General features: G+C 46.5%; 20 protein-coding genes. 8 read left to right on the forward strand and 12 right to left on the reverse strand.

From position 1 onward, the window contains the following. Positions 1-245: 245 nt before the first annotated feature. Together NO352_RS20960 and NO352_RS20965 are read right to left on the reverse strand one after the other, a co-directional pair. Positions 246-1,463, reverse strand: a complete 1,218-nt coding sequence (locus tag NO352_RS20960; RefSeq protein ID WP_289356688.1) for a sensor histidine kinase — start codon at positions 1,461-1,463, stop codon at positions 246-248. Between the two features lie 23 nt (positions 1,464-1,486). Continuing rightward, the gene (locus NO352_RS20965) at positions 1,487-2,182 is read right to left on the reverse strand and encodes a response regulator transcription factor (protein WP_163977654.1); all 696 of its coding nucleotides are present in this window, start codon (positions 2,180-2,182) and stop codon (positions 1,487-1,489) included. A gap of 389 nt (positions 2,183-2,571) precedes the next feature. On the opposite strand from NO352_RS20965, the gene NO352_RS20970 reads away from it, so the two are divergent. From NO352_RS20970 to NO352_RS20990, 5 genes are all read left to right on the forward strand, one after another. Then, positions 2,572-3,678 (forward strand): C45 family autoproteolytic acyltransferase/hydrolase, encoded by a 1,107-nt coding sequence (locus NO352_RS20970; protein ID WP_289356689.1) that lies wholly within the window; start codon positions 2,572-2,574, stop codon positions 3,676-3,678. A 13-nt stretch (positions 3,679-3,691) separates the two neighbouring features. Next, on the forward strand, positions 3,692-4,576 hold the full coding sequence (locus tag NO352_RS20975) for an AraC family transcriptional regulator (protein WP_289356690.1): 885 nt from the start codon (positions 3,692-3,694) through the stop codon (positions 4,574-4,576). Positions 4,577-4,713: 137 nt separating this feature from the next. Next, a complete protein-coding gene (gene pepT, locus NO352_RS20980; RefSeq protein WP_289356691.1) occupies positions 4,714-5,952 on the forward strand; it encodes a peptidase T in 1,239 nt (412 codons plus the stop codon). Positions 5,953-6,427: 475 nt separating this feature from the next. Then, positions 6,428-6,973: a hypothetical protein gene (locus NO352_RS20985; RefSeq protein WP_163977709.1), complete on the forward strand. Its 546-nt coding sequence runs from the start codon at positions 6,428-6,430 to the stop codon at positions 6,971-6,973. Positions 6,974-7,148: 175 nt separating this feature from the next. Further along, positions 7,149-7,418, forward strand: coding sequence for a hypothetical protein (locus NO352_RS20990; protein WP_262866499.1), 270 nt, complete (start codon positions 7,149-7,151; stop codon positions 7,416-7,418). A 129-nt stretch (positions 7,419-7,547) separates the two neighbouring features. Here NO352_RS20990 and NO352_RS20995 read toward each other — a convergent pair whose 3' ends face one another. Continuing rightward, the gene (locus NO352_RS20995; protein ID WP_289356692.1) at positions 7,548-9,497 is read right to left on the reverse strand and encodes a GTP-binding protein; all 1,950 of its coding nucleotides are present in this window, start codon (positions 9,495-9,497) and stop codon (positions 7,548-7,550) included. Between the two features lie 114 nt (positions 9,498-9,611). On the opposite strand from NO352_RS20995, the gene NO352_RS21000 reads away from it, so the two are divergent. Further along, a complete protein-coding gene (locus NO352_RS21000) occupies positions 9,612-10,370 on the forward strand; it encodes a tyrosine-protein phosphatase (protein WP_289356693.1) in 759 nt (252 codons plus the stop codon). A 50-nt stretch (positions 10,371-10,420) separates the two neighbouring features. Here the strand turns inward: NO352_RS21000 and NO352_RS21005 are convergent, their stop codons facing one another. The 7 genes from NO352_RS21005 to NO352_RS21030 form a co-directional block, all read right to left on the reverse strand. After that, positions 10,421-10,843 (reverse strand): MerR family transcriptional regulator, encoded by a 423-nt coding sequence (locus NO352_RS21005; RefSeq protein WP_289356694.1) that lies wholly within the window; start codon positions 10,841-10,843, stop codon positions 10,421-10,423. 26 nt (positions 10,844-10,869) lie between these two features. After that, on the reverse strand, positions 10,870-11,886 hold the full coding sequence (locus NO352_RS21010; protein ID WP_289356695.1) for a medium chain dehydrogenase/reductase family protein: 1,017 nt from the start codon (positions 11,884-11,886) through the stop codon (positions 10,870-10,872). A 113-nt stretch (positions 11,887-11,999) separates the two neighbouring features. Further along, positions 12,000-12,707, reverse strand: coding sequence for a DNA alkylation repair protein (locus NO352_RS21015; protein WP_005545166.1), 708 nt, complete (start codon positions 12,705-12,707; stop codon positions 12,000-12,002). An 81-nt stretch (positions 12,708-12,788) separates the two neighbouring features. Further along, positions 12,789-14,114 (reverse strand): MATE family efflux transporter, encoded by a 1,326-nt coding sequence (locus NO352_RS21020; RefSeq protein WP_289356696.1) that lies wholly within the window; start codon positions 14,112-14,114, stop codon positions 12,789-12,791. Next, complete coding sequence (locus NO352_RS25345) at positions 14,089-14,292, reverse strand: PqqD family peptide modification chaperone (RefSeq protein ID WP_483311856.1); 204 nt, start codon at positions 14,290-14,292, stop codon at positions 14,089-14,091. The genes NO352_RS21020 and NO352_RS25345 overlap by 26 nt, the downstream gene beginning before the upstream one ends. Positions 14,293-14,330: 38 nt before the next feature. Beyond that, positions 14,331-15,251 (reverse strand): RNA polymerase sigma-70 factor, encoded by a 921-nt coding sequence (locus NO352_RS21025; protein ID WP_268620312.1) that lies wholly within the window; start codon positions 15,249-15,251, stop codon positions 14,331-14,333. 88 nt (positions 15,252-15,339) lie between these two features. Further along, the gene (locus tag NO352_RS21030) at positions 15,340-15,786 is read right to left on the reverse strand and encodes a carboxymuconolactone decarboxylase family protein (protein ID WP_268620311.1); all 447 of its coding nucleotides are present in this window, start codon (positions 15,784-15,786) and stop codon (positions 15,340-15,342) included. Positions 15,787-16,059: 273 nt separating this feature from the next. Here NO352_RS21030 and yedE point away from each other — a divergent pair, with 273 nt between their 5' ends. Next, positions 16,060-17,262, forward strand: a complete 1,203-nt coding sequence (gene yedE / locus NO352_RS21035) for a selenium metabolism membrane protein YedE/FdhT (RefSeq protein WP_289356697.1) — start codon at positions 16,060-16,062, stop codon at positions 17,260-17,262. After that, on the forward strand, positions 17,259-17,486 hold the full coding sequence (gene yedF, locus NO352_RS21040) for a sulfurtransferase-like selenium metabolism protein YedF (RefSeq protein WP_021260862.1): 228 nt from the start codon (positions 17,259-17,261) through the stop codon (positions 17,484-17,486). Before yedE ends, yedF begins: the two co-directional genes overlap by 4 nt. Positions 17,487-17,701: 215 nt before the next feature. Here the strand turns inward: yedF and NO352_RS21045 are convergent, their stop codons facing one another. Further along, positions 17,702-19,081, reverse strand: a complete 1,380-nt coding sequence (locus NO352_RS21045; RefSeq protein WP_268620310.1) for a sugar porter family MFS transporter — start codon at positions 19,079-19,081, stop codon at positions 17,702-17,704. Between the two features lie 210 nt (positions 19,082-19,291). Beyond that, complete coding sequence (locus tag NO352_RS21050) at positions 19,292-20,662, reverse strand: AraC family transcriptional regulator (RefSeq protein ID WP_005545183.1); 1,371 nt, start codon at positions 20,660-20,662, stop codon at positions 19,292-19,294. Positions 20,663-20,692: the final 30 nt, after the last annotated feature.

Here is a 20,692-nt window from a genome sequence, read left to right on the forward strand (position 1 = left end):
TATTGTAACCGACAGAACAATCTTTAGTCTATGCCTGCTGATCATGCAAATATTCGCTAAACTCCTTACCCATGAACAGCATCTTAAAAAGGCTCACTGAGTCTTCAATGAGCCTTGCCATACAGTTGAGCCTAAGCAGTGTACTCAAGCCCCAACGCCCACCCTGTAAACGTTCCCGCATCTACTTGAAGTTGAATCTGGACAGAAGGCAATGAAGGAATTGCCCCGTCGCTCGATTGATCTTTCTAAACAGCAGGCAGTATCGTTTCGAATGTCGTTTGATACGGATTGCTGTATGCCGCGATTTGCCCTCCATGAACCTCAATAATACTTTTCGTAATCGCCAGTCCTAACCCTGTTCCGCCTGTCTCCTTGGAACGGGATTGCTCCACGCGATAGAATCGGTCGAAGATGAATGGTAAATCCCGCTCCGGTATCGGGTCACCGTAATTGATAATGCGAATGACCGCCTGTTCGTCCAGCGACTGGATCTCGATGTCGATATATCGCCCCTTGCGACCATACTGAATCGCATTTGACAATAAATTTTCGTAAGCCCGAACGAGCCTGTCGCCGTCTGCTAGAACCTTGAGCGTTTCCTTTTCTACATTCAGTCTGCACTCCAAGCCTGCCTTTTCCAGAATCGGTACGAATTCTTCCACTAATTGACGGATAAAGCTCGTAATATGCAGTTCCTGTACTTGAAGCGGAAGTCCATTATTAATGCGTGTATACTCGAACAGATCGTCGATCAATTTTTTCAAATCGAGCGCTTTTTCATAGGCTATGTTGACATAATAGCGAATCTCCACCTCGTCATGATAACGATCCTTCTCAATAAGCTCGAGGAAACCGAGTATAGATGTTAGCGGTGTGCGCAAATCATGCGATACCCCCGTAATGAGATCGCTCTTTGTTTTCTCCGCCTTCCGTTCTTCCTCAATCGATTGGCTTAACTGCCGACTCATTCGGTTAATGCTCTCCGCTACTTTGCCCAGCATTTGAACTGATCTTACCGGTATTTCATGCTGCAGCTCACCCGTGGCGATTTCGTCCAGCCCATGAGTGATCTCTTGCAGGTAGCTGTCTAATTCAGTCGCTACATCATTAATTCGATGTGCAATATCTCCTAGCTCGTCCGACGAATCGATCTGAATCTCCACATCGAAATTTCCGTTCGCCATCTCCTGAAGCCCATTTGAGATCTGTGTTATCTGACTCAATATAGGACGACTCAGTTGATAGTAGCTAAAAATAAATAATAGGCATCCTGATATGACATAGACGGGCCTTGAGCCGATATTGTTGATCACCCATGTCAATGCTATATTATACGGCTTGTGCTGCATCAAATAAGAAACCAGCAGCTGCCCAAGCAGCAAAATAATACCCGTAGCACCGATACTGGCAATAAACGTAATCAGGAATTTCCACCGAATCGAATTCAGCCATTTTGATGTCATGAATCGTCTCTTCATATCCGCTCCTATCCCAGTTTATAGCCGATTCCCCACACCGTCTTAATATATTGCGGGTTTTGGCGATCCTTCTCGATTTTTTCCCTTATCTTACGAATATGTACCATTACTGTGTTTTTAGATTCCATGAAGGGCTCGTTCCACACTTCCTCGTAAATCTTTTCCATGCTCAGCACGATCCCGCGATTCACCGCAAGCAGCTTTAATATGGCGAACTCCCGTGGTGTCAGCTTTACCGGAATATCATCTACCATCACCGTATAGTTCGCCGTATTGATCACCATATCGTCAATGAAGATTTCATGTTCATTGTGCTGAATTCCCTCTTGCCGGAATTGTTTCGTTCTCCGTAGCAGAGACTTAATCCGCGCCATCAGCACAAGCGGGTTAAACGGCTTCGTCTCATAGTCATCGGCGCCAATGCTAAGCCCTGTAATTTTATCTATATCCTGATCCTTCGCGGACAACATAATAATAGGGGTGTTGCGTTCCTCCCGAATCTTCATGCATGCTTGTATGCCATCCATATGAGGCATCATCACATCCAAAATAATCAGCTGCACATCATGCTTCTCCAGCAGCTCCAAAGCCTCTAATCCATTGGATGCCTGAAGCAAATCGTAACCTTCATTCTTCAAATAAATTTGCAAAAGTTCAATAATTTCCTTCTCATCATCAACGACAAGAACGGTTTCCTTGCCCATGTGACTATCTCCCTTTCCATGTATGCTAACAAAACGCTTCTGCTTGAAGGAGCGTCTTCCTTTGGTACATACTAATTCGACTTCCAGCTAATTACTCCTTTTCTTACAGCGGAATGAATACAACCCCCTTATGCCATTCCAGTTCTGCTGCTTACGTAAAAAGCGATATATATTATGACGTCCTGCTAGGGAAATTGTTCCTTTCGTTAAGTGAATATTAAGGAATTCAGAATTTGATAAGGATTTGGCTCGAAGCCAGAGACAGCTAAATTGGCCATAAGGCCGCTTTGCTGCACCGTCCCGATAAGTCAGCAGGAAATATCATACCAGGAGCAACTTATCCCGCTACACTGGAACAAGAGATGACATTAGTGAAGGGAGATTTATTTATGCAGCAAATACAAGGCTATTTTTCTTCTATCGAGGGAGCGCGTTATGAGGCGGGGTACCAGCAAGGGGAGTTTGCGAAGAAGCATCCTCACTTTTTACAAGGCATTTTATTGAACGAGCCGTTACCTGTTGATCAATGGAAAGAAGCAGTCGCACTGCTCGAACAATATTGTCCGGGAATAACGGAGGAAATTGACGGTTTCTGTGCGGCATTAGAAGTGCCGCCATCACTGATTTCTTATTACGCTAACTCTGCTCTTCATTCAGGATGCAGCCATTGTGCCATCCTGCCGGCTAAAACGGCGAATGGGCACACGTACATGCTCCGCAATTACGATCTTTCACCTAATGTTGATGATATGAGGTTATGTTCTACGTCGATCGAGAAGGCATATAAGCATACTGGATTTTCTGTATTTTTGTTCGGTAGAACGGAGGGCATGAATGAGCATGGATTATGTGTTACCTTCTCCGCCTGCGGGATGCCTGTAGGCAACGCGCACGGTATGAGACCTCCTAGAGCTAGCGGCTTGCAATTCTGGGCCGTGGTACGAGCCGTCTTAGAGCAATGCCGCAATGTCAGTGAAGCGGTGCGACTTGTGAAAGAAATGCCGATTGCATCCAACATGAACCTCATCGTGTGCGATCCGCATGGCCATGCAGCGCTAATCGAAACCTTTGACGGGCACAAAGCAATTCGCGAGGTAGAAGAGGCGAGCCAAGCTCCTTATGTCGCAGCCACGAATCATCCGTTGTTTGCAGATATTGAGCGGCTTGAACCCGGCAAGCTGAACCATTCGGTCATCCGCCAACACATCCTGCAGCAATTCTTGGAGAAGCCTGCTTCTGTAACGATGGAGGATCTGCAGTCCTTGGTCTCAACCGAATACCCGCAAGGCTTGGCCGTTCATAATTACAATCAGTGGTTCGGCACATTGCGATCCATGCTGTTCGATTTGGATGACCGAATCATCAATATATGCTTTGGTTCTCCAATTGATAATCCATGGTATACTGTGCCCGTAGGCGGGAAAATGCCGGTAGATCGTGTACAGGTAACGATGCAGCACCATGATTATGCACCTGATTTTTGGCAAATGAAATAAGTGGTGATTAGTTATGCAAACATATAAGAAACAAATTGAACAAGCGACTCGATTCATCGAATCACATTTGACAGAGCGGCTGGATGCAGAGCGTGTAGCCGCCTCTGTCCATTTATCATACTATCATTTTCATCGTATCTTTGCTGCAATGACAGGGGAAACACTCGGCGACTACATTCGCAAGCGTAGATTAACCGAAGCAGCCGTAGCCTTACTTTCGAGCGAGCGTTCTATATTGGACATTGCCTTAGAATATCAATTCGAATCCCAAGAGGCCTTCTCCCGTTCCTTCAAGCAAGTATTCGGCGCAACGCCTGGCAGCTTCCGCAAGCGCAGCATGCGCCCTATATTCCTGGAGAAGGGCACACTGTTGGGCGATCGTCTGCAGCATCGGCTGGATACCATTAGCCTTGTCCCCAACATCGCAGAAATAGAGGATGATATTCATGTCGTAGGGGTTAGCGGAGCTGTCTCTCCCGATCACAATACGATACCGGAACTGTGGGAGGAACTACTCCAACGGCGTCGCGAGATTCAAGCTTTGACGCCGGAGCTCACTGGCTACGGAATATGTCCGCCGCAGCACGATGTCGAGTTCAGGGACATCACAGAGCACTCGCCGTTTGGACACATGGCTGGATTCTCCGTGGAGCGTATTGCTGACATTCCCCATGGCATGCGTGCGTATACGATATTTGCGGGTGCCTATGCCGTCTTCAAGCATATAGGGACTACCCTGCAGCTTCGAAGCACGTATGATTACATCTGGGGAACATGGCTGAGCAACACATCGCTTCGCCTCGCCGATCGGGCAGACTTCGAGATATATGGATGTGACTTCTATGGTCCGCATCATCCACAGTCGACGATATGGATTTACATCCCCATTCAAAAATAGAAAAGGTTCATGAAGAAGGGGATGGCTCACTCCCTCGAATAACGTTCCAAAGAGACATTGCCACAAATAGGGTAAAGTCCTGCCATTCGTGGTAAGATGAAGAGAGTTTGATACGCTACTATTCAGAGGTGAATGTCGTGAAACAAGAACTAATTGAACGCTTTACATCCTATGTCAAAGTGAATACCCAATCCAACGACGACAGCGAAACTTGCCCTTCCACACCTGGACAGCTCGATTTGGCACGCCTGCTCGTTGATGAGCTGAAAGCGCTCGGCATGGAAGAAGTGACAATGGACGAGAACGGCTACGTCATGGCTACGCTTCCTGCTAATACAGACAAGGACATTCCTACGATCGGATTTTTGTCCCATATAGACACCGCTACCGAGCTTTCTGGGGAGGGCGTGAACCCTCAATTGGTTGAAAATTACGATGGCAAGGACATTGTGCTCAATGAAGCTCAAGGCGTTGTTCTCTCGCCAAAAGACTTCCCTGAATTACATAATTACATCGGACATACGCTCGTTACGACTGATGGCACAACATTGCTTGGCGCAGACGACAAAGCCGGCATTACCGAGATTATGACAGCGATGGCGTACTTGATCCGCAACCCAGAAATCAAGCACGGGAAGGTTCGCGTTGCCTTCACACCGGACGAGGAAATCGGCAGAGGCCCTCATCGCTTCGATGTAGAAGCATTCAATGCTCGATATGCTTACACCGTAGACGGAGGCCCGCTTGGCGAGCTGGAATATGAGAGCTTCAATGCTGCACAAGCTACACTAACCTTTAAGGGCAAGAACGTTCACCCAGGTACGGCTAAAAATAAAATGGTCAATGCAGCGAAAATCGCCATGGAATTCAACAGCCAGCTTCCCGTTGAGGAAGCGCCTGAATCGACAGAAGGCTATGAGGGCTTCTACCATCTATCTTCCATTAGCGGCGATGTAGAGCTGACAAAGCTCCGCTACATTATTCGTGATTTCGATAGAGATAACTTTAATGCTCGCAAGCAGAACATGGAGAACATCGTGAAGAGCTTGCAAGAGAAGTATGGAGCCGAACGCATCAGCATTGAGCTGAAGGATCAATATTACAATATGCGTGAAAAAATCGAGCCCGTGAAGCACATTGTCGATATTGCCTATAAAGCGATGAAAAACATTGGCGTAGAGCCTGTAATTAAGCCAATCCGCGGCGGTACAGACGGTTCGCAATTGTCTTATATGGGGCTGCCTACACCGAACATTTTCACAGGCGGCGAAAACTATCATGGCCGCTATGAGTATGTGTCTGTAGACAATATGCAGAAGGCTACTGAGGTCATTGTTGAAATTGTAAAGTTGTTCGAACAGCAAGGCGCTGAATAAGGAAGACAGAAATGAAATTACCCGCTTAAGTAACCGAAGAATAGCAGGCTGTACCAGCAAGAACTTCCTTTCCTGTTGAACAGCCTGTTATTGTTTACAGTAGTGAGGCTATGCCTGCCGCATAATCACGATGCACGCGCTACACGATATATTAGCAATGCATATGGGATTCCGCCTCAAGGAAATCGATCGTCTTTCCCTTGGAACAGGAATGGAAGATTGAAGACTATGATAAGTCTGAATACTACTCTCCAATATGTCCGCAAACCATCAACACAACTAACCCCAACATCATCTCGCAGCTTACCGACTATTCTCATCACCGATATCAGGCAACCATATCCTACATTCATTCATAATCATTGTAGGATATTGAAATGTTTTGTCATATTGGAAATATATACTATGCATATATAATACTATGTGATACTATGAAAATGTGGAAAAATTTAAAAGAAAAGGAGCGTTACAAAACATGAAGATTGCCACAAATAACAAGTGGGTCAAGGGTTTAATTTCTTTGGTTGTATTCTCCATGTTTGTTACCTTTGGTCTTTCGTCAGGATCAGTTGCTACTGCAGCTGAAAGCCCAGATCCTGAGATGGAAAAATTCCAAAGCATTTCTCAGAATTCTTTTCAACGTATTCTAAATGACATTTATAACATTCCAGATGAAGTCTTACATTCAAATGATGCGTCGACTATTAATAATTACTTTATAAGTATAGGCAGCCAAGTAAGAGTTACAGATTCCGACGATTATGAAGAGTTGATCCAACCTGCTGGAGTTTGGGAATGTGGATTAGCTATTGCAGGTTTAGTTGTGACCACTGCCGTGCCAATCGCTAAGATTGTGAAAATAGGCAAATTAGTCAAAAGTTTGGGTGGCGCTGCAGAAGCCGCTAAAGTAATTTGGGGCGCTTCGTTTGCAAGTGAGAAATGGAAAGCTTTAGGATCGGCTGCTAAAGATTTGGTTGCTGAATTGGCAGGAATCACAGCTGTTAGCAAGGCTTGCTTTTGATTTGGGATAAATCGTTGGGGCAATAGGGTTTTCGAGTGGTGTTATCAGACTTCTTTATGGTCTGTGTCAGCCAATTAAGAGCACTTTGGACAAGCTGGGGAAATCCGTTTCCCCTCCCCTTGTTCCTCAAGTGCTCTATTCTTACTTAATTTTGAGGAAAATAGGGAGGAGCCTTATGGACAGCTCAATATATGTAATCATATTCTTGCTATTGGCACTTATTTTTTCTGTTATTACAAATTATTATAATTCTAAGAAGTTGAACTCATTAGAGGAAGCACTATATGAGTCATATAGAAATAACAGTGAAGTTAAATCATTTGTTGAAAAGGTTTTAGAGGGAGAATCAGAAGAAGTAGAAGCAATAAAAAGAGTCAGAACTAAGTATGGTTTATCTATTGGAAATGCAAAAAAAATAATTGATTTATATAGAAGAAGCGAGTGAAAGCAGCCGAAGAATAACAGGCTATCCCAGCAAGGATTCCCTTTCCTATTGGACAGCCTGTTATTTATTTATTACGGTAGTGAAGCTATGCTTGCCGCATAATCACGATGCATGTGCTACACGAATATCTTAGCTATGCATATGAGATTCCGCCTCATCCCAGGAAACTCGATACGCCTGTCCCTTGGAACAGAATATCGAAGAAGAGGTATAGGCCGGATCTGCGTCCTTATCGTAGCCCTTGTGTGCGATCACTTCATCGGCATTATGGCAGATATCGTAGCCGCCGAACAGAATCTGAATCATCCCTTTGCCCTGTGTATTCGCTGCAAGCTCTGTGCTGTAGTTCATGAAGGTTGACACAGGCACCCGCCCGATAATGACCACCTTGCTTCCAACAAAGTCCGGAGGCTCTAGTGTACCATGCGCTTTCTGCACATCTGCCATCACCTTGCCCATATCGTCTGCATCCACCGTAATTTTCACATTATAATACGGCTCCAGCAGCACATTGTCTGCCTGCTCCAACCCTTGACGCAGCGCACGGAAAGAGGCCTCACGGAAATCACCGCCGCTCGTATGCCGATTGTGAGCACGCCCTGTCAGCAGGGTAATGCGTACATCCGTTAGTGGCGATCCCGTAAGCAGGCCATGGTGATCCCGTTCCAGCAGATGCTGCATAATCAAGTTTTGATAATTGACGCCAAGCTCATCGGGATGGCATTCGTTGAATACCTGAATCCCGCTGTCTCGTTCTCCAGGCTCCAACCGCAAGCGTGCTTCCGCATAGTGTCCGAGCGGTTCGAAGTGTCCGCATCCATTCGCGACAGAACGTATCGTCTCCTTATATAGGATTTCTGGGACAGCAAACGATACGGTAATGCCAAAGCGCTCCTTCACAATTCGTTCCAGCACTTCCAGTTGAATCGTTCCCATGACATGAATATGAATCTCCTGTACATGCTCATCCCACTGCACGCGAAGAACAGGGTCTTCCGCATCCAACCGATGGAAACAGGCCAGCACCTCTTTCACATGCAAATCGGCAGGAAAGATAACCTTGGACTTTAACGTAGGTATGATATGATAAGCAGCCGGTTCCTCTAACATACCAAGCCCATCCCCTACAGATGCAGCCGTGAGCCCTGTTACTGCACACAGCTGCCCTGCTTCTGCACGATCAACCTGCTGTGCCTTCTGGCCGCTATAGATGTGTATAGATGTCACTTTCTCCATGAAGGCATCCGATCCTGCGCGATATCGAACTTCATCCCGGACGGACAGGGAGCCGCTCATAATCTTCATATGTGTCATTCGTGTACCCTGATCGTCATAGCGAATCTTATATACTCGTCCGGCAAAATCCCCTTCACTGACATAGCCGGTCTGTATAAACTGATGTATCAGCTCCAGGACTTGTTCAACACCAACATCCTGAAGTGCCGAACCACGTACGCACGGGAACCATTTTCGTTTAGCAAGCATATGCCGCATCGCTCGCAGCCATTCGGCCTGCTCATAGCTCCCCCCCAAGTAGAGCTCGAGCAACTTATCATTTCGCTCAGCCATAAATGTAATCACATCATCACCTAATTCCCCATCTGAACAATACGATGACATCTCCAGAATGTCGGCAGTCAGGTTCATTCGGATTTCCTCGATGACTCGCTCCACATCAGCGCCGATCCGATCTATTTTGTTAAGGAAGAATATCGTCGGCACACCTTGCTTCTGCAGCAGCCGCCATACCGTTTCCGTATGTCCCTGAATGCCCTCCACGCTGCTTACGACAATGATCGCGGCATCCATGACTTGAATCGCACGCTCCATTTCTGCGGAGAAATCGACATGCCCAGGAGTATCAATAAGTGTGTACGAATTCCCTTTATAGGTCATCACCGCCTGATCGGCGAATATCGTAATGCCGCGTTCCTTCTCTATCTCATGGCTGTCCAAAAAAGCGTCCTTATTATCTACCCGTCCCCGGCTTTGGATGCTTCGTGTATGATACAGGATCTGCTCGGCAAAGGTCGTCTTTCCTGCATCCACATGGGCGAATAGCCCTAATGTAATATTCATGGCGACACCTCATTGCTAATTCTGAAGTCTGCATTCTTCACCAATTCTTATTTTGGTTCTTCTATGCTATCTATGATAGCATAGACTTACCTACTTCAAGAGAGGCGGACAGAGATGATGAACGGAGAAAAGAATCAATTTATAGAACGGCAGCCTGCAAGGATCATTGAATTGGAAGGCGCCTGCAACGTACGGGATCTCGGCGGATATAAAGCGGCGAACGGACGCGAAATCCAGTGGGGGCGATTTTATCGCGGGGACGGTCAACATAAGCTGACTCAGCAGGATCAAGAGCTATTGCTTGAACGCGGTATCCATACGGTCATCGACCTGCGTTACGCACAAGAGCTGGCCGTTGCCAAGGATGCATTCGCCGATTCGGATCAGGTTGCTTACTACAATGTTGATCTTATCAATCCAGCAACGACGAACAAGCCGCACGTTACTAGCCTTGGTGAACTGTATGTCAGCATGCTGGACAATAGCCAAGCGGCTTTTCTTCGTGTGTTCGAGCTTCTGACTGACCATTCAGGGGAGGCTGTACTCTTCCACTGCACGGCAGGCAAGGATCGGACAGGAATGGTAGCGGCCCTGCTGCTGGATCTGGCGGGTGTACCTCATGCAACAATTATTGAAGACTATGCCATGACTGCTGAATGCCTGATTCCGATTATGAATGACCTGCGCGCCAGCCGACCGAAAGGAATGCCCGTCGACTTGTACAAGCGCTTCCTTGGCTGTGATCCGAGCAATATGGAGATGATGCTTCAACATCTCCATGCCAAGTATGGCGGCAGCGAGCGTTATTTGGCGGCAATTGGACTGCCCGAGGGGAAAGTACAAGCATTGAGACAAAAATTGTTGGAAGCATAACCCTGATACACAATAAAAAATACAATACAAAAAGGACTAGCCTTCATTGGTTAGTCCTTTTGAGCATTCTTTTGCAGCTGTTCAAGCAGCATCGCATCATACATGCTTCTTTTTTCCTCAGCAATCTTTCTGACGGATTCAAGCTGTTTAATCTGCGCGTCAAGCCGCGCAAGATGACGATCAAGCATGCCTATTCGTTTATGCAAAGTGTCCTCTATATCATGCGGCAAGCGATTCCCAGACAACAGGCATCCGTCCTCTGTAAACGCCGCTATGTCCTCTAGCTTCATACCTGTTTGCTTCAATCCATAAATGAATTGGATAAACCTTACATCCTGCTCGTCGTACTGCCGAACGCCATCCGGCTTCCCTCCCAAACGCTGTGGGCTGTAGAGAAGACCGATTTGTTCATAGTATCGAAGCGTGTGGGCAGATATTCCGGTTAGTCGCGCCGCTTCTCCAATGGAATACATCCTCTTGCTCCTTCCCGCTGTGTCGATTACTCCTCTGTCACAAGGACGATTTTACCGATCGAATGGGATCCTGTCAGCAATTGCTGCGCCTGGGCTGCCTCCTGCAGCGGAATTCGATGGGAGATGAGCGGGTGAATCTCCCCCGCTACCAGCAGGGACATGACGGATTGCACATCCTCACGGAACCAATCCAATCGATCTTTTTTCAGCACTGTAATACTATACATATACACAGAGTTCCCGCTTTCCGTTGTCCCGCGTGCGGCCGTCCCTGTCCAATCCTTCACCCAATCGTTAGCATGATGATCCTTCTCCAGCACGGATGTGTAGCCATAACCGACAAAGCGCCCCTTCGTACTTAACGTCCGCATGGAGCGTTTCCAGTTAGAGCCGCCAATTGGATCGAACACGGCATCCATGCCCTCAGGAGCTGCTTGAGCAAGCACTTTAACAAAATCCTCTGCTCTATAGTTTATCGGCATCGCACCGTATGCTGCAACGACCTGATGCTTCGCAGCCGAGGCTGTTCCGTACATCTTCAGCTTTGCCAATCGCCCCAAATCCAACAATGCTGTCCCTACACCGCCGCTCGCGCCATGGATAAGAATTCGCTCCCCCTCCGCCACCTTTGCGATGCGATGCAGCATCTGATACGCCGTCACATAATTCAATATACTCGCTGCTGCTTCGGCCGCATCGATTTGTGCAGGAATCGGAACAAGCTCATCTACTCTTGCATACACATGTGAAGCGTAACTTCCTGTCCCATTGAAAAATACGGCTACGCGATCCCCTGCCACATAATCGTCCACAGCATCTCCTACTTCTTCGACAATCCCAACCGCATCATAACCAGGAACAAACGGCACTTTAGGCGACATCGGATATAATCCTTCCCTGCGCATAATATCCGCAAGCGCTACGCCCACACTCTGCACCCTTACGCGCACCTCATCTACTTCAGGTGTACAAATCGGTTCTTGAATGGCCTTCAACACCTCCGGCCCCCCATATTCAGTTACAGTCATCTTGGTGTTCCACACAAGCCATCTCTCCTTTAGCGATTTTTCGTAGATGGCTGTATTGTAGTCCTTCGAGTTCACTCGAAGTCAACACGAATCAAAAAAGCACAGGATCCCATATCCTGTGCTTCATCTTAACATATGCATGTCTTTCGCTTAGCGCCGAGCTTGCCTGCAGCCTTCACTTTGCGGATATAGGCCGCCGCTTCCGGTACTTTGCAAGCTGTCTCGCCCATATTGACCTGCACCTTGCCAATGGCTTCTGCCACTCGCATTGCCTCATCATGCAAGGCCAGTACATACGAACCCACTACAATGACAAATTGATTCATAACGTACCTCACCCGATTGCGTTCCTGATGAACCGTCGACTCGACGAGCGCGAGCATTCTCCTCAACTCTTCGATATCCAGCTTCTCATCCGAAGTAATCGAGATATAGTGCAGATAGGTGCTCCAGCCGCATGTCGCAATCAGCTCTTCACTGGATGCCATCCATTCGCGCGCTAATTCGAGGGCATACGGACTTTCCGCAGCCACACCAGCTACCGTACATTCTACAATCATATGCCATGAAGCCTTTTGGGCCCATGATTGCAGAAGCTCCTTGGTCATTACAGATGGATCGACCGTCAGCCCTGCCAAATACATCGCATCGCTATTCCCTGTATCGAACAGCGCACGCGCAAGCTGCTGATCCTTCTTAACTTCCTTGACCAGCTTCTTCAGATCGCCGATCTTTACACCAAACAGCGGCTCTGGTGCCCCATGTCGGAGGAACGTTTTCTTCGTTTGCTCTGTGCCCATCGCTTCCAGCTTCGCCATGACTTCATCCAGTGTCATTTGCAGCCCCCTGACCCCACTATATATAATCCAACTTATCCGAGTTCAAAATGATATATACCTAGTGAGTACGAATCAGGGCTATAACTTTGAAATTCTCCCTAACTTACTAAGGAAGCCAACCATTAATATCAAATAGCATATTCCTAAACCAAAATAGATTCCCCATAATCCTGCATGTAGAGATAAAATCCAGATGATCACTATGGATATGCCATAGATAATTGTAGAGAAATACATTACCCATTTTTCATAATCTATGCTTTGTAAAGTATATTTCATGATTTGTTGGGCAGCATTGATGAAGGAAATCAATAAAGCAATCATCAGGTAATCTTTTATCTGTGAAATTACTTCAACTTTATCTGTAATGAACCCACTTATGTAAGAAGAATAATTCACTATAACTATACTAAGAGGAATAATAATTAGGAATGATGATAAAAATGCGATCTTAACATATGTGAAATAGTCTCTATTTTTACTGTAGGCTTGAGCGGTTAATGTCATGCTGCAACCTACATATGCGTAAGCAGGAAGCATCAAAAACTCCAATAAGGTTGTTATTACATTATAGGAAGCTATAGATGTCACATGGAGTCTTGACACAATCATAGTTAAAAAGATCATAAACAAAGAAGATTCAACCAAATCCTGTAGGGAAAGAGGAATATATAATTTTACAAGCTCTTTCAAGTGACTTCTATTGAACCTAAATTTAAAAATGTGAAAGCTATGCTTTTTGTAAGCTATGATGCAGATTAATACGCTTGAAAGCAAACCAACTACAGACCCTATTGCAGCACCGGTAGTACCTAATTGCGGGAAACCTAACTTGCCGAAAACCAGTACATAATCCAATGATATATTTACAATACTAGCGACTATGGTACTTATAAAAAATATTTTAGTTTTTCGCAAGTTTTTAAAATAAGCGGAAAATATAAATAATACAAGGTTAATACCTATGCCTATGCCTATGCCTATGCCACTAATATAAAGGTAATTTTCGGAATACTTCAACGTTAATGAATCAAGCCCATACAAATACACAAGTACCCATTTACCGCCAATTAAAATTAGACATTCGCAAATAACCCCTAATACGACTGCAAGCGTGATACTTGAATTAGATATATCGCCGAATGATTTTTTATCATCATTCCCAAGATACTTTGCACCAATAATATTGAATGCCACGCCAAGAAGTCCAATTGAGCCTGTTATAAAATAAATAAACGATCCTACAATACCAACAGCAGCAAATTCATGAATGGATAGCCTGCCAACAATAGCTTGATCCCCTATTTGGAATAATAATTGCATGAGATGCGCTGAAAGCATAGGTAAAACCATACTATTTATAAGAATAAAATCTGATTTATATTTTTTCCATAAGCTTTTCACTGATTATATCCTTTATTTCAGTCTGGGTTATTTCTACAACAGAATTAAGCTGCCGCAAGAAATCTACAATATCGGAATATACTTCTTCATTACTTACTTCATATTCTTGAGCTATAATATTGGAAATTTCAGTCGCGTAATCAGTATATAACCAGTACCTTTGCCAATATGTGAACATAATCACATATAAATAACGGAAGAAAGGGAAGACTTACTTTACTTTTCTATACGACTTATATGATCCAACTTATCCGGGTTAAATATAACATAAACGTTGCTTATGCGATCTTGCTCAGCCGTTAGCTCACAGCAGCATACCGCCTTCACAACTCCTTGCTCCCGGTACACCATATTCAAACTCGTATTTACCATAGTGAAGGATAGATCCCAACTTCGCAGCGCCACGAACGCTTTAGGAGAAGTGAGCAGCCTCAGTACACGGCTTCTGCCTATAATAGGCCGCATAGCAGCATGGACTCTGCCTCCTCCATCGGTAGTCAGTCGTACATCCTCTGACAGCAAGGACAACAATGCCTCCATATCATATTGCTGAAAGGCAGTAACGAACTTAGAGACAAGCGTACGTCTGGCTTCCGTATCTTGACTGGCAGAGGGGGAATATTCTCGCGCGTGCTCCTTGGCGCGGCTCAATATTTTACGACAGTTGGAAGTCGACTTGCCTACCGCATCTGCGATTTCCTCATACTCATATTCGAATACTTCTCTCAGCAGAAATACGGCTCTCTCCATCGGAGTCATCCGTTCAAGCATAACCATATACGCATAGGACAACGAATCTGCACGCTCCGCCACTTGATCGGGCTGCTCTCCTTGTTCAACGATAGGCTCTGGAAGCCACTCCCCGAAATACGTCTCCCTTGTTCGACGAGAAGATTGCAGCACATTCAGACATCGGTTCGTCATCCACTTGGCGATATACGGCTTGATATGCCTGACATCGTCCAAATTCCTGCCAACCATACCCGCAAATAAATCCTGCACGGCATCCTCCGCATCAGACACCGTGCCCAGCATCCGATATGCAATTGAAAATGCTAAAGGCCGATAGCTGCGATACAATTGTTCAACAGGATCAGCCTCCTGTGTATGAACCGAATGAAGCTCTTTTACATCCATGTTCCCCCTCCTTTGCCCCTCATTCTACCATTCCAAGGCTATACTGATCCATGGAGCAAATAAGAAAAGAGGAGCACAAGGCTCCCCTCTACTTATCGAAGCATCCCGGATGCATTCCTGTCGAAATGGCAATGCGATTCCAGCAATTAATCGTCGCAATCGCGAGAATCAAATCTGCATATTCCTTCTCATTAAAATGCTCGCGTACCTTTTCATATACCGACTGTGGTACACCCGCATCCGCTATTTCTGTCACACATTCTGTTAATTCCAGAACAGCCTTTTCTTTGTCAGTGAATACTGGTGCTTCCCTCCACACACTAAGCAGCATGATGCGCTTCGTATGATCGCCCATCTTCATCAGATCTGCTGCGTGCATATCGATACAGAAGGCGCAACCATTGATTTGAGAAGCCCGTATCTTAATGAGTTCAAGCAGCACCGGATCAAGTGTACCGCTGACGAATTTGTCCAAAGCTAGCATGGCTTGATAAGCAGGGGCATTTGCCGTTCGGTAATTAAAGCGCAATTTCATTTCATTCACCTCATCTTGGATTTGGTTACATAATCTAAGACAGATAAGGTACTCATTTTGTGACGCGTCATAATCGATTTTTTGAATTTCCATTTGAGGTAAAAAAGTATCACCCCCGAATTCCCCCGCTAGTAAGCAGTTTGTAGTAAAATGGAGAATGGTTTTATTTGCATCTCATCTCTTGTTCGGATGTGAATTGCCGCATACAAACAAATCATAGTTCGATCGTGTTCGCACTTTTAGCTATGAGGGATTGAAGGGGTAAGGGAAAAGATGAAAGATTCGTTACGCAAGCTATTCACCAACTACTGGAGCCCTTACGTTGCGATCGGCATCGCAGGCGTACTCAGCGCGCTGTACTTCGGCATTACCAACACGGTATGGGCCGTCACCGGCGAGTTTACGCGCTTTGGAGGACATATCCTCCAACTGTTCGGCGTCGATATTTCCGATTGGGCTTACTTCAAATTGATACAAATGAAGGGCTCGACATTCGAGCGTACGGACGGCTGGATCGTGTGGGGCATGTTCATTGGCGCGCTCATCATGATCCTGTTCAGTAACAATTTCAAAATTCGCATGCCGAAGCAGAAGCGCCGCTTGGTACAGGGCCTGATCGGCGGCATTATCGCAGGTGCGGGCGCACGGCTCGCGCTTGGCTGCAACTTGGCTGCCTTCTTCACAGGCGTGCCGCAATTCTCGTTCCATGCCTGGATCTTCATGGTCGCGACTGCCATAGGAACCTATGCCGGGGTAAAGATCGTAGGCACTAAATGGTGGAAAGGCAAGCCGATCCTGCAAAAAGGGAATGCCGCGCCTACCATTCAACAAACAAGAAAAGTTCAGCCTTATATCGGCGGGCTTGTTGCACTGGCTTATACTGGACTTATCGTGTACTTCTTCCTAGCAGGCCAAACAATGCTCGGCGTAGCTGCTATCTTCGGGGCTGCCTTCGGCATCTTGATCGAAAGAGGACAGATCTGCTTCACCTCCGCTTTCCGCGATCTGTGGATTAGTGGACGCGCAACGATGACCAAGGCTATTATCGGCGGGATGGCGATCAGCTCTGTCCTAACGCTTATCGTTATTATCGTGAACGGCGTCGAGCCGATTACGAAAATGGCAGCACCAAGCACATTCATCGGCGGCATCCTGTTCGGCATTGGTATCGTCCTTGCAGGCGGCTGTGAGACAGGGATGATGTACCGCCTCATGGAAGGACAAGTCATCTTCCTGCCTGTTTTCATCGGCAACATTATTGGCGCTACTGCTCTTGCGTACGCTTGGGATCATCTTGGCGTATTCGACCTGCTCGTGAAGAGTGGCGCGAAGATTAATCTGATTTCTGTGATGGGTCCAGCTTGGGCGATCATTGTCACACTTGTATTGCTTGCAATCGGTTATGCTATAGCTAGCTACTGGCAAAAAAATTACCGCTTCGGCGTTGGATTCAAAAAAGGAGATGCAAAACAATGACGATTGATTTCACATTGGATCTTAGAGGAGAACCTTGCCCATATCCCGTTATCTACACGTTAGAGACATTGCAGGATATGGAGAAAGGACAAGTATTGCAAGTAATTGCCGACTGTCCAGCCGCCTTCAAGAACGTACCGGAAGAAGTGGTGAAGCACGGCTATACGCTCGCGCAAGACCCTGTTAAGAATGGACAGGAACTTATTTTCTATATTCAAAAATAGTAAAGACATGACAAAGGAGCTGCTCTGCAAGTAGTTAACTACTTCGCCTAAGCAGCTCCTTTTGATTTCTTATCAGTTTCATCTTGCATGAATTCAGCATAATTCAGCCAGCTTGCCGCAGCAACTGTACCTAGGCCGGAATAACAAAAAAACCACTCTGTACTGCCGCTTTACGGATGACAGAGTGGTTCTATAGAATGCAGCAATCTCCAATATTACGCCTTGGACGGAGTCCACATATTCTCGATTTCCTCCAGCGATTTCCCCTTTGTTTCGGGTACAACACGCCAAGTAAAGAAGACGGTGAACAGCGCCAATATGCCGAATATCCAGAACGTAATGGCCGGCCCCGCAGAGCTAAGCATCGGCGGGAACGACTGGGATACGAGATAATCCGCCGCCCACAGCATCATAGACGCAATCGCCGTAGCCTTGCCGCGAATATGGTTCGGGAATATCTCGGACATGATCACCCATACAACCGGGCCAAGCGATATGGCAAAGGCTGCTACGTATACCAGAATGCAGACTAACACCAGCCAGCCGGATGAGTGCCCGGTCTGGAATGCAAGGCCGATAACGAACAAGCATATCGTCATTAAGGCAGATCCGACGAGGAGCAGCGCTTTGCGGCCGACTTTGTCAATCAACCACAGTGCCAAAATCGTGAACACGAAGTTGATGAACCCGACAAGAATCGTCTGTATGAGCGCTCCGTTCGTTCCTGCACCTGCTTGTTTGAAAATTTCAGGTGCGTAATACATGACCGCGTTAATGCCCGTTACCTGCTGAAGCACTGCCAACACGACGCCTACGATCAATGCCAGACGAAGCCCCGGCTTGAACAGATCCTTGATAGAACCTTTTTCCTGTTTGAATGATTCTTTAATATCCAACACTTCTTGGCGAGCCAATTCGTCGCCGTGAATTTTGCACAGAATTGGCAAGGATTCCGCTGCCCTGCCCTGCGTAATCAACCATCTAGGACTTTCTGGCACGAAGAACAACAGTACTAGGAACAGTACGCCTGGCACGGCTCCTACGCCGAACATCCAACGCCATGCATGTTCCACGCCCCAAGCATGATCGCCTGCGCCAGCAATACCCATATTGACGAAATAGACGACAAAAATACCCGTTACGACTGCCAACTGATTCAAGGCAACCAGACGCCCGCGGAACTTCGCCGGCGCAATCTCCGCATTATAGAGCGGGCAGAGCGTAGAAGTAATCCCAATTCCGAGACCGCCGACAATACGCGCTGCGATATAGCCTGAGAACGTTGCTGGAATCGCTGAACCCACTGTGCCGACAATAAACAGAAGCGCAGCTGCAAGAAGTACCTTTTTACGGCCGAACTTGTCCGCCAAAATACCTGTACTTGCTGCCCCGATAATACATCCCACAATTAAGCTGGAAACTGCCCAGCCAACCTGGAATTCGGACAGGCCGAACTTTTCTTTCATGAAACCGATTGCACCAGAGACAACGGCAGTGTCGAAACCGAACAGCAAACCACCGAGTGCGGCTACAATCGATACAAGCGTAACATACTTCATATTTATTTGATTGTGTTCGTCTTGTTGCGTACTCATAACCTTATACCCCTTTGAGTAGAATCAATGATGACTGGAGCTTCATTATAACATCCAGCCTGTCCGATCATGACAGTCAAACCCTTCACTTCCTTGCGGATCATCAGCATAATATCGTTCCCCATCAGAACGAATTCCAAACATTGCCCGCGAACTAGCACATTCTTGTCTGAAAGACAAAAAAGTCCATGCCAACATACGGGCATGAACTTAATTCTCTGTACTGCGATATTCAGTTGGCGTTACGCCTGTTACCTTCTTAAATACACGACTGAAGTAATTCGGGTCTTTATAGCCTACCATATAGCACACTTCCTTCAGACTGTATTGTCCGTCCAAAATAAGCGCCTTGGCCTTGTCAATCCGCAGTCTTGTGACGTAGTCAATAAAGGTTTCACCCGTCTGCTGCTTAAAGACTTTGCTAAAATAATGCGGATTCAAGTGGACATGCTCTGCTACCTCCTCCAAGGAAAGCTCTTCATCGTACCGATCAAGAATATAGGCCGCAGCTCGATCCACGACATTCCCTGTCTGTTGTTCCCGCTCCTCGCGAATCCGCTTGATTGCATGCTCCACATAAGCTCCTTCGGCAGCAGTTCCACGTTCGTACCTATCATCGGGCTGCCAAGAGGCATTGTCCGCAGCCAATTGCAAATCTTCAAATCGGCATAGACTTCCCCAAGAGTTTGGACAAGTCGAGGCAAACACCGCTTCATAATAAGAACGCCGTATCCCCTCGATATGATGCTGAATGGTTCCAACACCGATCATAACGTCCAACCCGCACTGTCTGCGCAGGGAATTTATAATCTCGGTTCCAATGCCGGACACATCCTCCTGCATTGGTTCTCCCTGTATTGTTTCTTTATCCAAGATAAAAATAGCCATATGCTCATGGATAATTGGGCTTGCAATCCAGTTGAATCGATCCTTTATCTGCTCCTTTACTGCACTCTTCACAGCATCGACCGCTAGCTGCCAATTCTCTGCTAATTGCAGCCCTGAAGCCGACTTCATATCCTTTATAGCAACGACAATTGCATATCCCCGATCAAGCGAAAGCTCCAAAATATCCGCTAGCTGCAAGGCATCTGCCATATAAGCCTGATCAGCCATTAAGGCAAGAGAGAGCTCGGTTTCGGCTAATGGGAGCAGCTGAAAGAATTTATCCCGAATGGCAAGCTGCTCATCCCGCTTTCTACGCTCATCCTTGATCTCATCAACGAGCCGCTGAAGAATTGACACAATTTGCTCCCGCTTGGCAGGCTTGACCAAGTATTCCTTCACCCCAAGGGAAAGAGCCTGCTTGGCATAGTCAAAATATTCATAGGCCGTAATCAACACCATTTTCACGAGTGGATTGCGTTCCTTAATCTCCTTCAAGGCATCCAAGCCCTGAATACCGGGCATCCGCACATCCATCAGCACAATATGCGGACGATGCTCATCCGCCTTCTGGATGGCAACACGGCCATTATCCGCATGGATAATCTCGAAGGTGTCGGGCATCATCCTCGTAATAATCCACTCTAGGCCTTCTCGTTCCAATGCCTCATCGTCGGCAATCAGCAAACGATACATCTTCCCCCTCCTTTCTCATCACGACAACTC

Origin of the sequence: Paenibacillus sp. S-12 (assembly GCF_030363895.1) — a bacterium.
In the GTDB taxonomy this organism is placed as follows: domain Bacteria; phylum Bacillota; class Bacilli; order Paenibacillales; family Paenibacillaceae; genus Paenibacillus_B; species Paenibacillus_B alvei.

Bases quoted from the DNA above. Each gene is read 5' to 3' on its own strand.
- NO352_RS20970 (WP_289356689.1), top strand. From the start codon at position 2,572: ATGCAGCAAATACAAGGCTATTTTTCTTCTATCGAGGGAGCGCGTTAT.
- NO352_RS21030 (WP_268620311.1), bottom strand. From the start codon at position 15,786: ATGAAATTGCGCTTTAATTACCGAACGGCAAATGCCCCTGCTTATCAA.
- NO352_RS20975 (WP_289356690.1), top strand. From the start codon at position 3,692: ATGCAAACATATAAGAAACAAATTGAACAAGCGACTCGATTCATCGAA.
- NO352_RS20960 (WP_289356688.1), bottom strand. From the start codon at position 1,463: ATGACATCAAAATGGCTGAATTCGATTCGGTGGAAATTCCTGATTACG.
- yedE (WP_289356697.1), top strand. From the start codon at position 16,060: ATGAAAGATTCGTTACGCAAGCTATTCACCAACTACTGGAGCCCTTAC.
- yedF (WP_021260862.1), top strand. From the start codon at position 17,259: ATGACGATTGATTTCACATTGGATCTTAGAGGAGAACCTTGCCCATAT.
- NO352_RS21025 (WP_268620312.1), bottom strand. From the start codon at position 15,251: ATGGATGTAAAAGAGCTTCATTCGGTTCATACACAGGAGGCTGATCCT.
- NO352_RS21000 (WP_289356693.1), top strand. From the start codon at position 9,612: ATGATGAACGGAGAAAAGAATCAATTTATAGAACGGCAGCCTGCAAGG.
- NO352_RS21015 (WP_005545166.1), bottom strand. From the start codon at position 12,707: ATGACACTGGATGAAGTCATGGCGAAGCTGGAAGCGATGGGCACAGAG.
- NO352_RS20995 (WP_289356692.1), bottom strand. From the start codon at position 9,497: ATGAATATTACATTAGGGCTATTCGCCCATGTGGATGCAGGAAAGACG.
- NO352_RS20990 (WP_262866499.1), top strand. From the start codon at position 7,149: ATGGACAGCTCAATATATGTAATCATATTCTTGCTATTGGCACTTATT.
- NO352_RS25345 (WP_483311856.1), bottom strand. From the start codon at position 14,292: ATGTTCACATATTGGCAAAGGTACTGGTTATATACTGATTACGCGACT.
- NO352_RS21050 (WP_005545183.1), bottom strand. From the start codon at position 20,662: ATGTATCGTTTGCTGATTGCCGACGATGAGGCATTGGAACGAGAAGGC.
- NO352_RS21045 (WP_268620310.1), bottom strand. From the start codon at position 19,081: ATGAGTACGCAACAAGACGAACACAATCAAATAAATATGAAGTATGTT.
- NO352_RS21005 (WP_289356694.1), bottom strand. From the start codon at position 10,843: ATGTATTCCATTGGAGAAGCGGCGCGACTAACCGGAATATCTGCCCAC.
- NO352_RS20965 (WP_163977654.1), bottom strand. From the start codon at position 2,182: ATGGGCAAGGAAACCGTTCTTGTCGTTGATGATGAGAAGGAAATTATT.
- NO352_RS20985 (WP_163977709.1), top strand. From the start codon at position 6,428: ATGAAGATTGCCACAAATAACAAGTGGGTCAAGGGTTTAATTTCTTTG.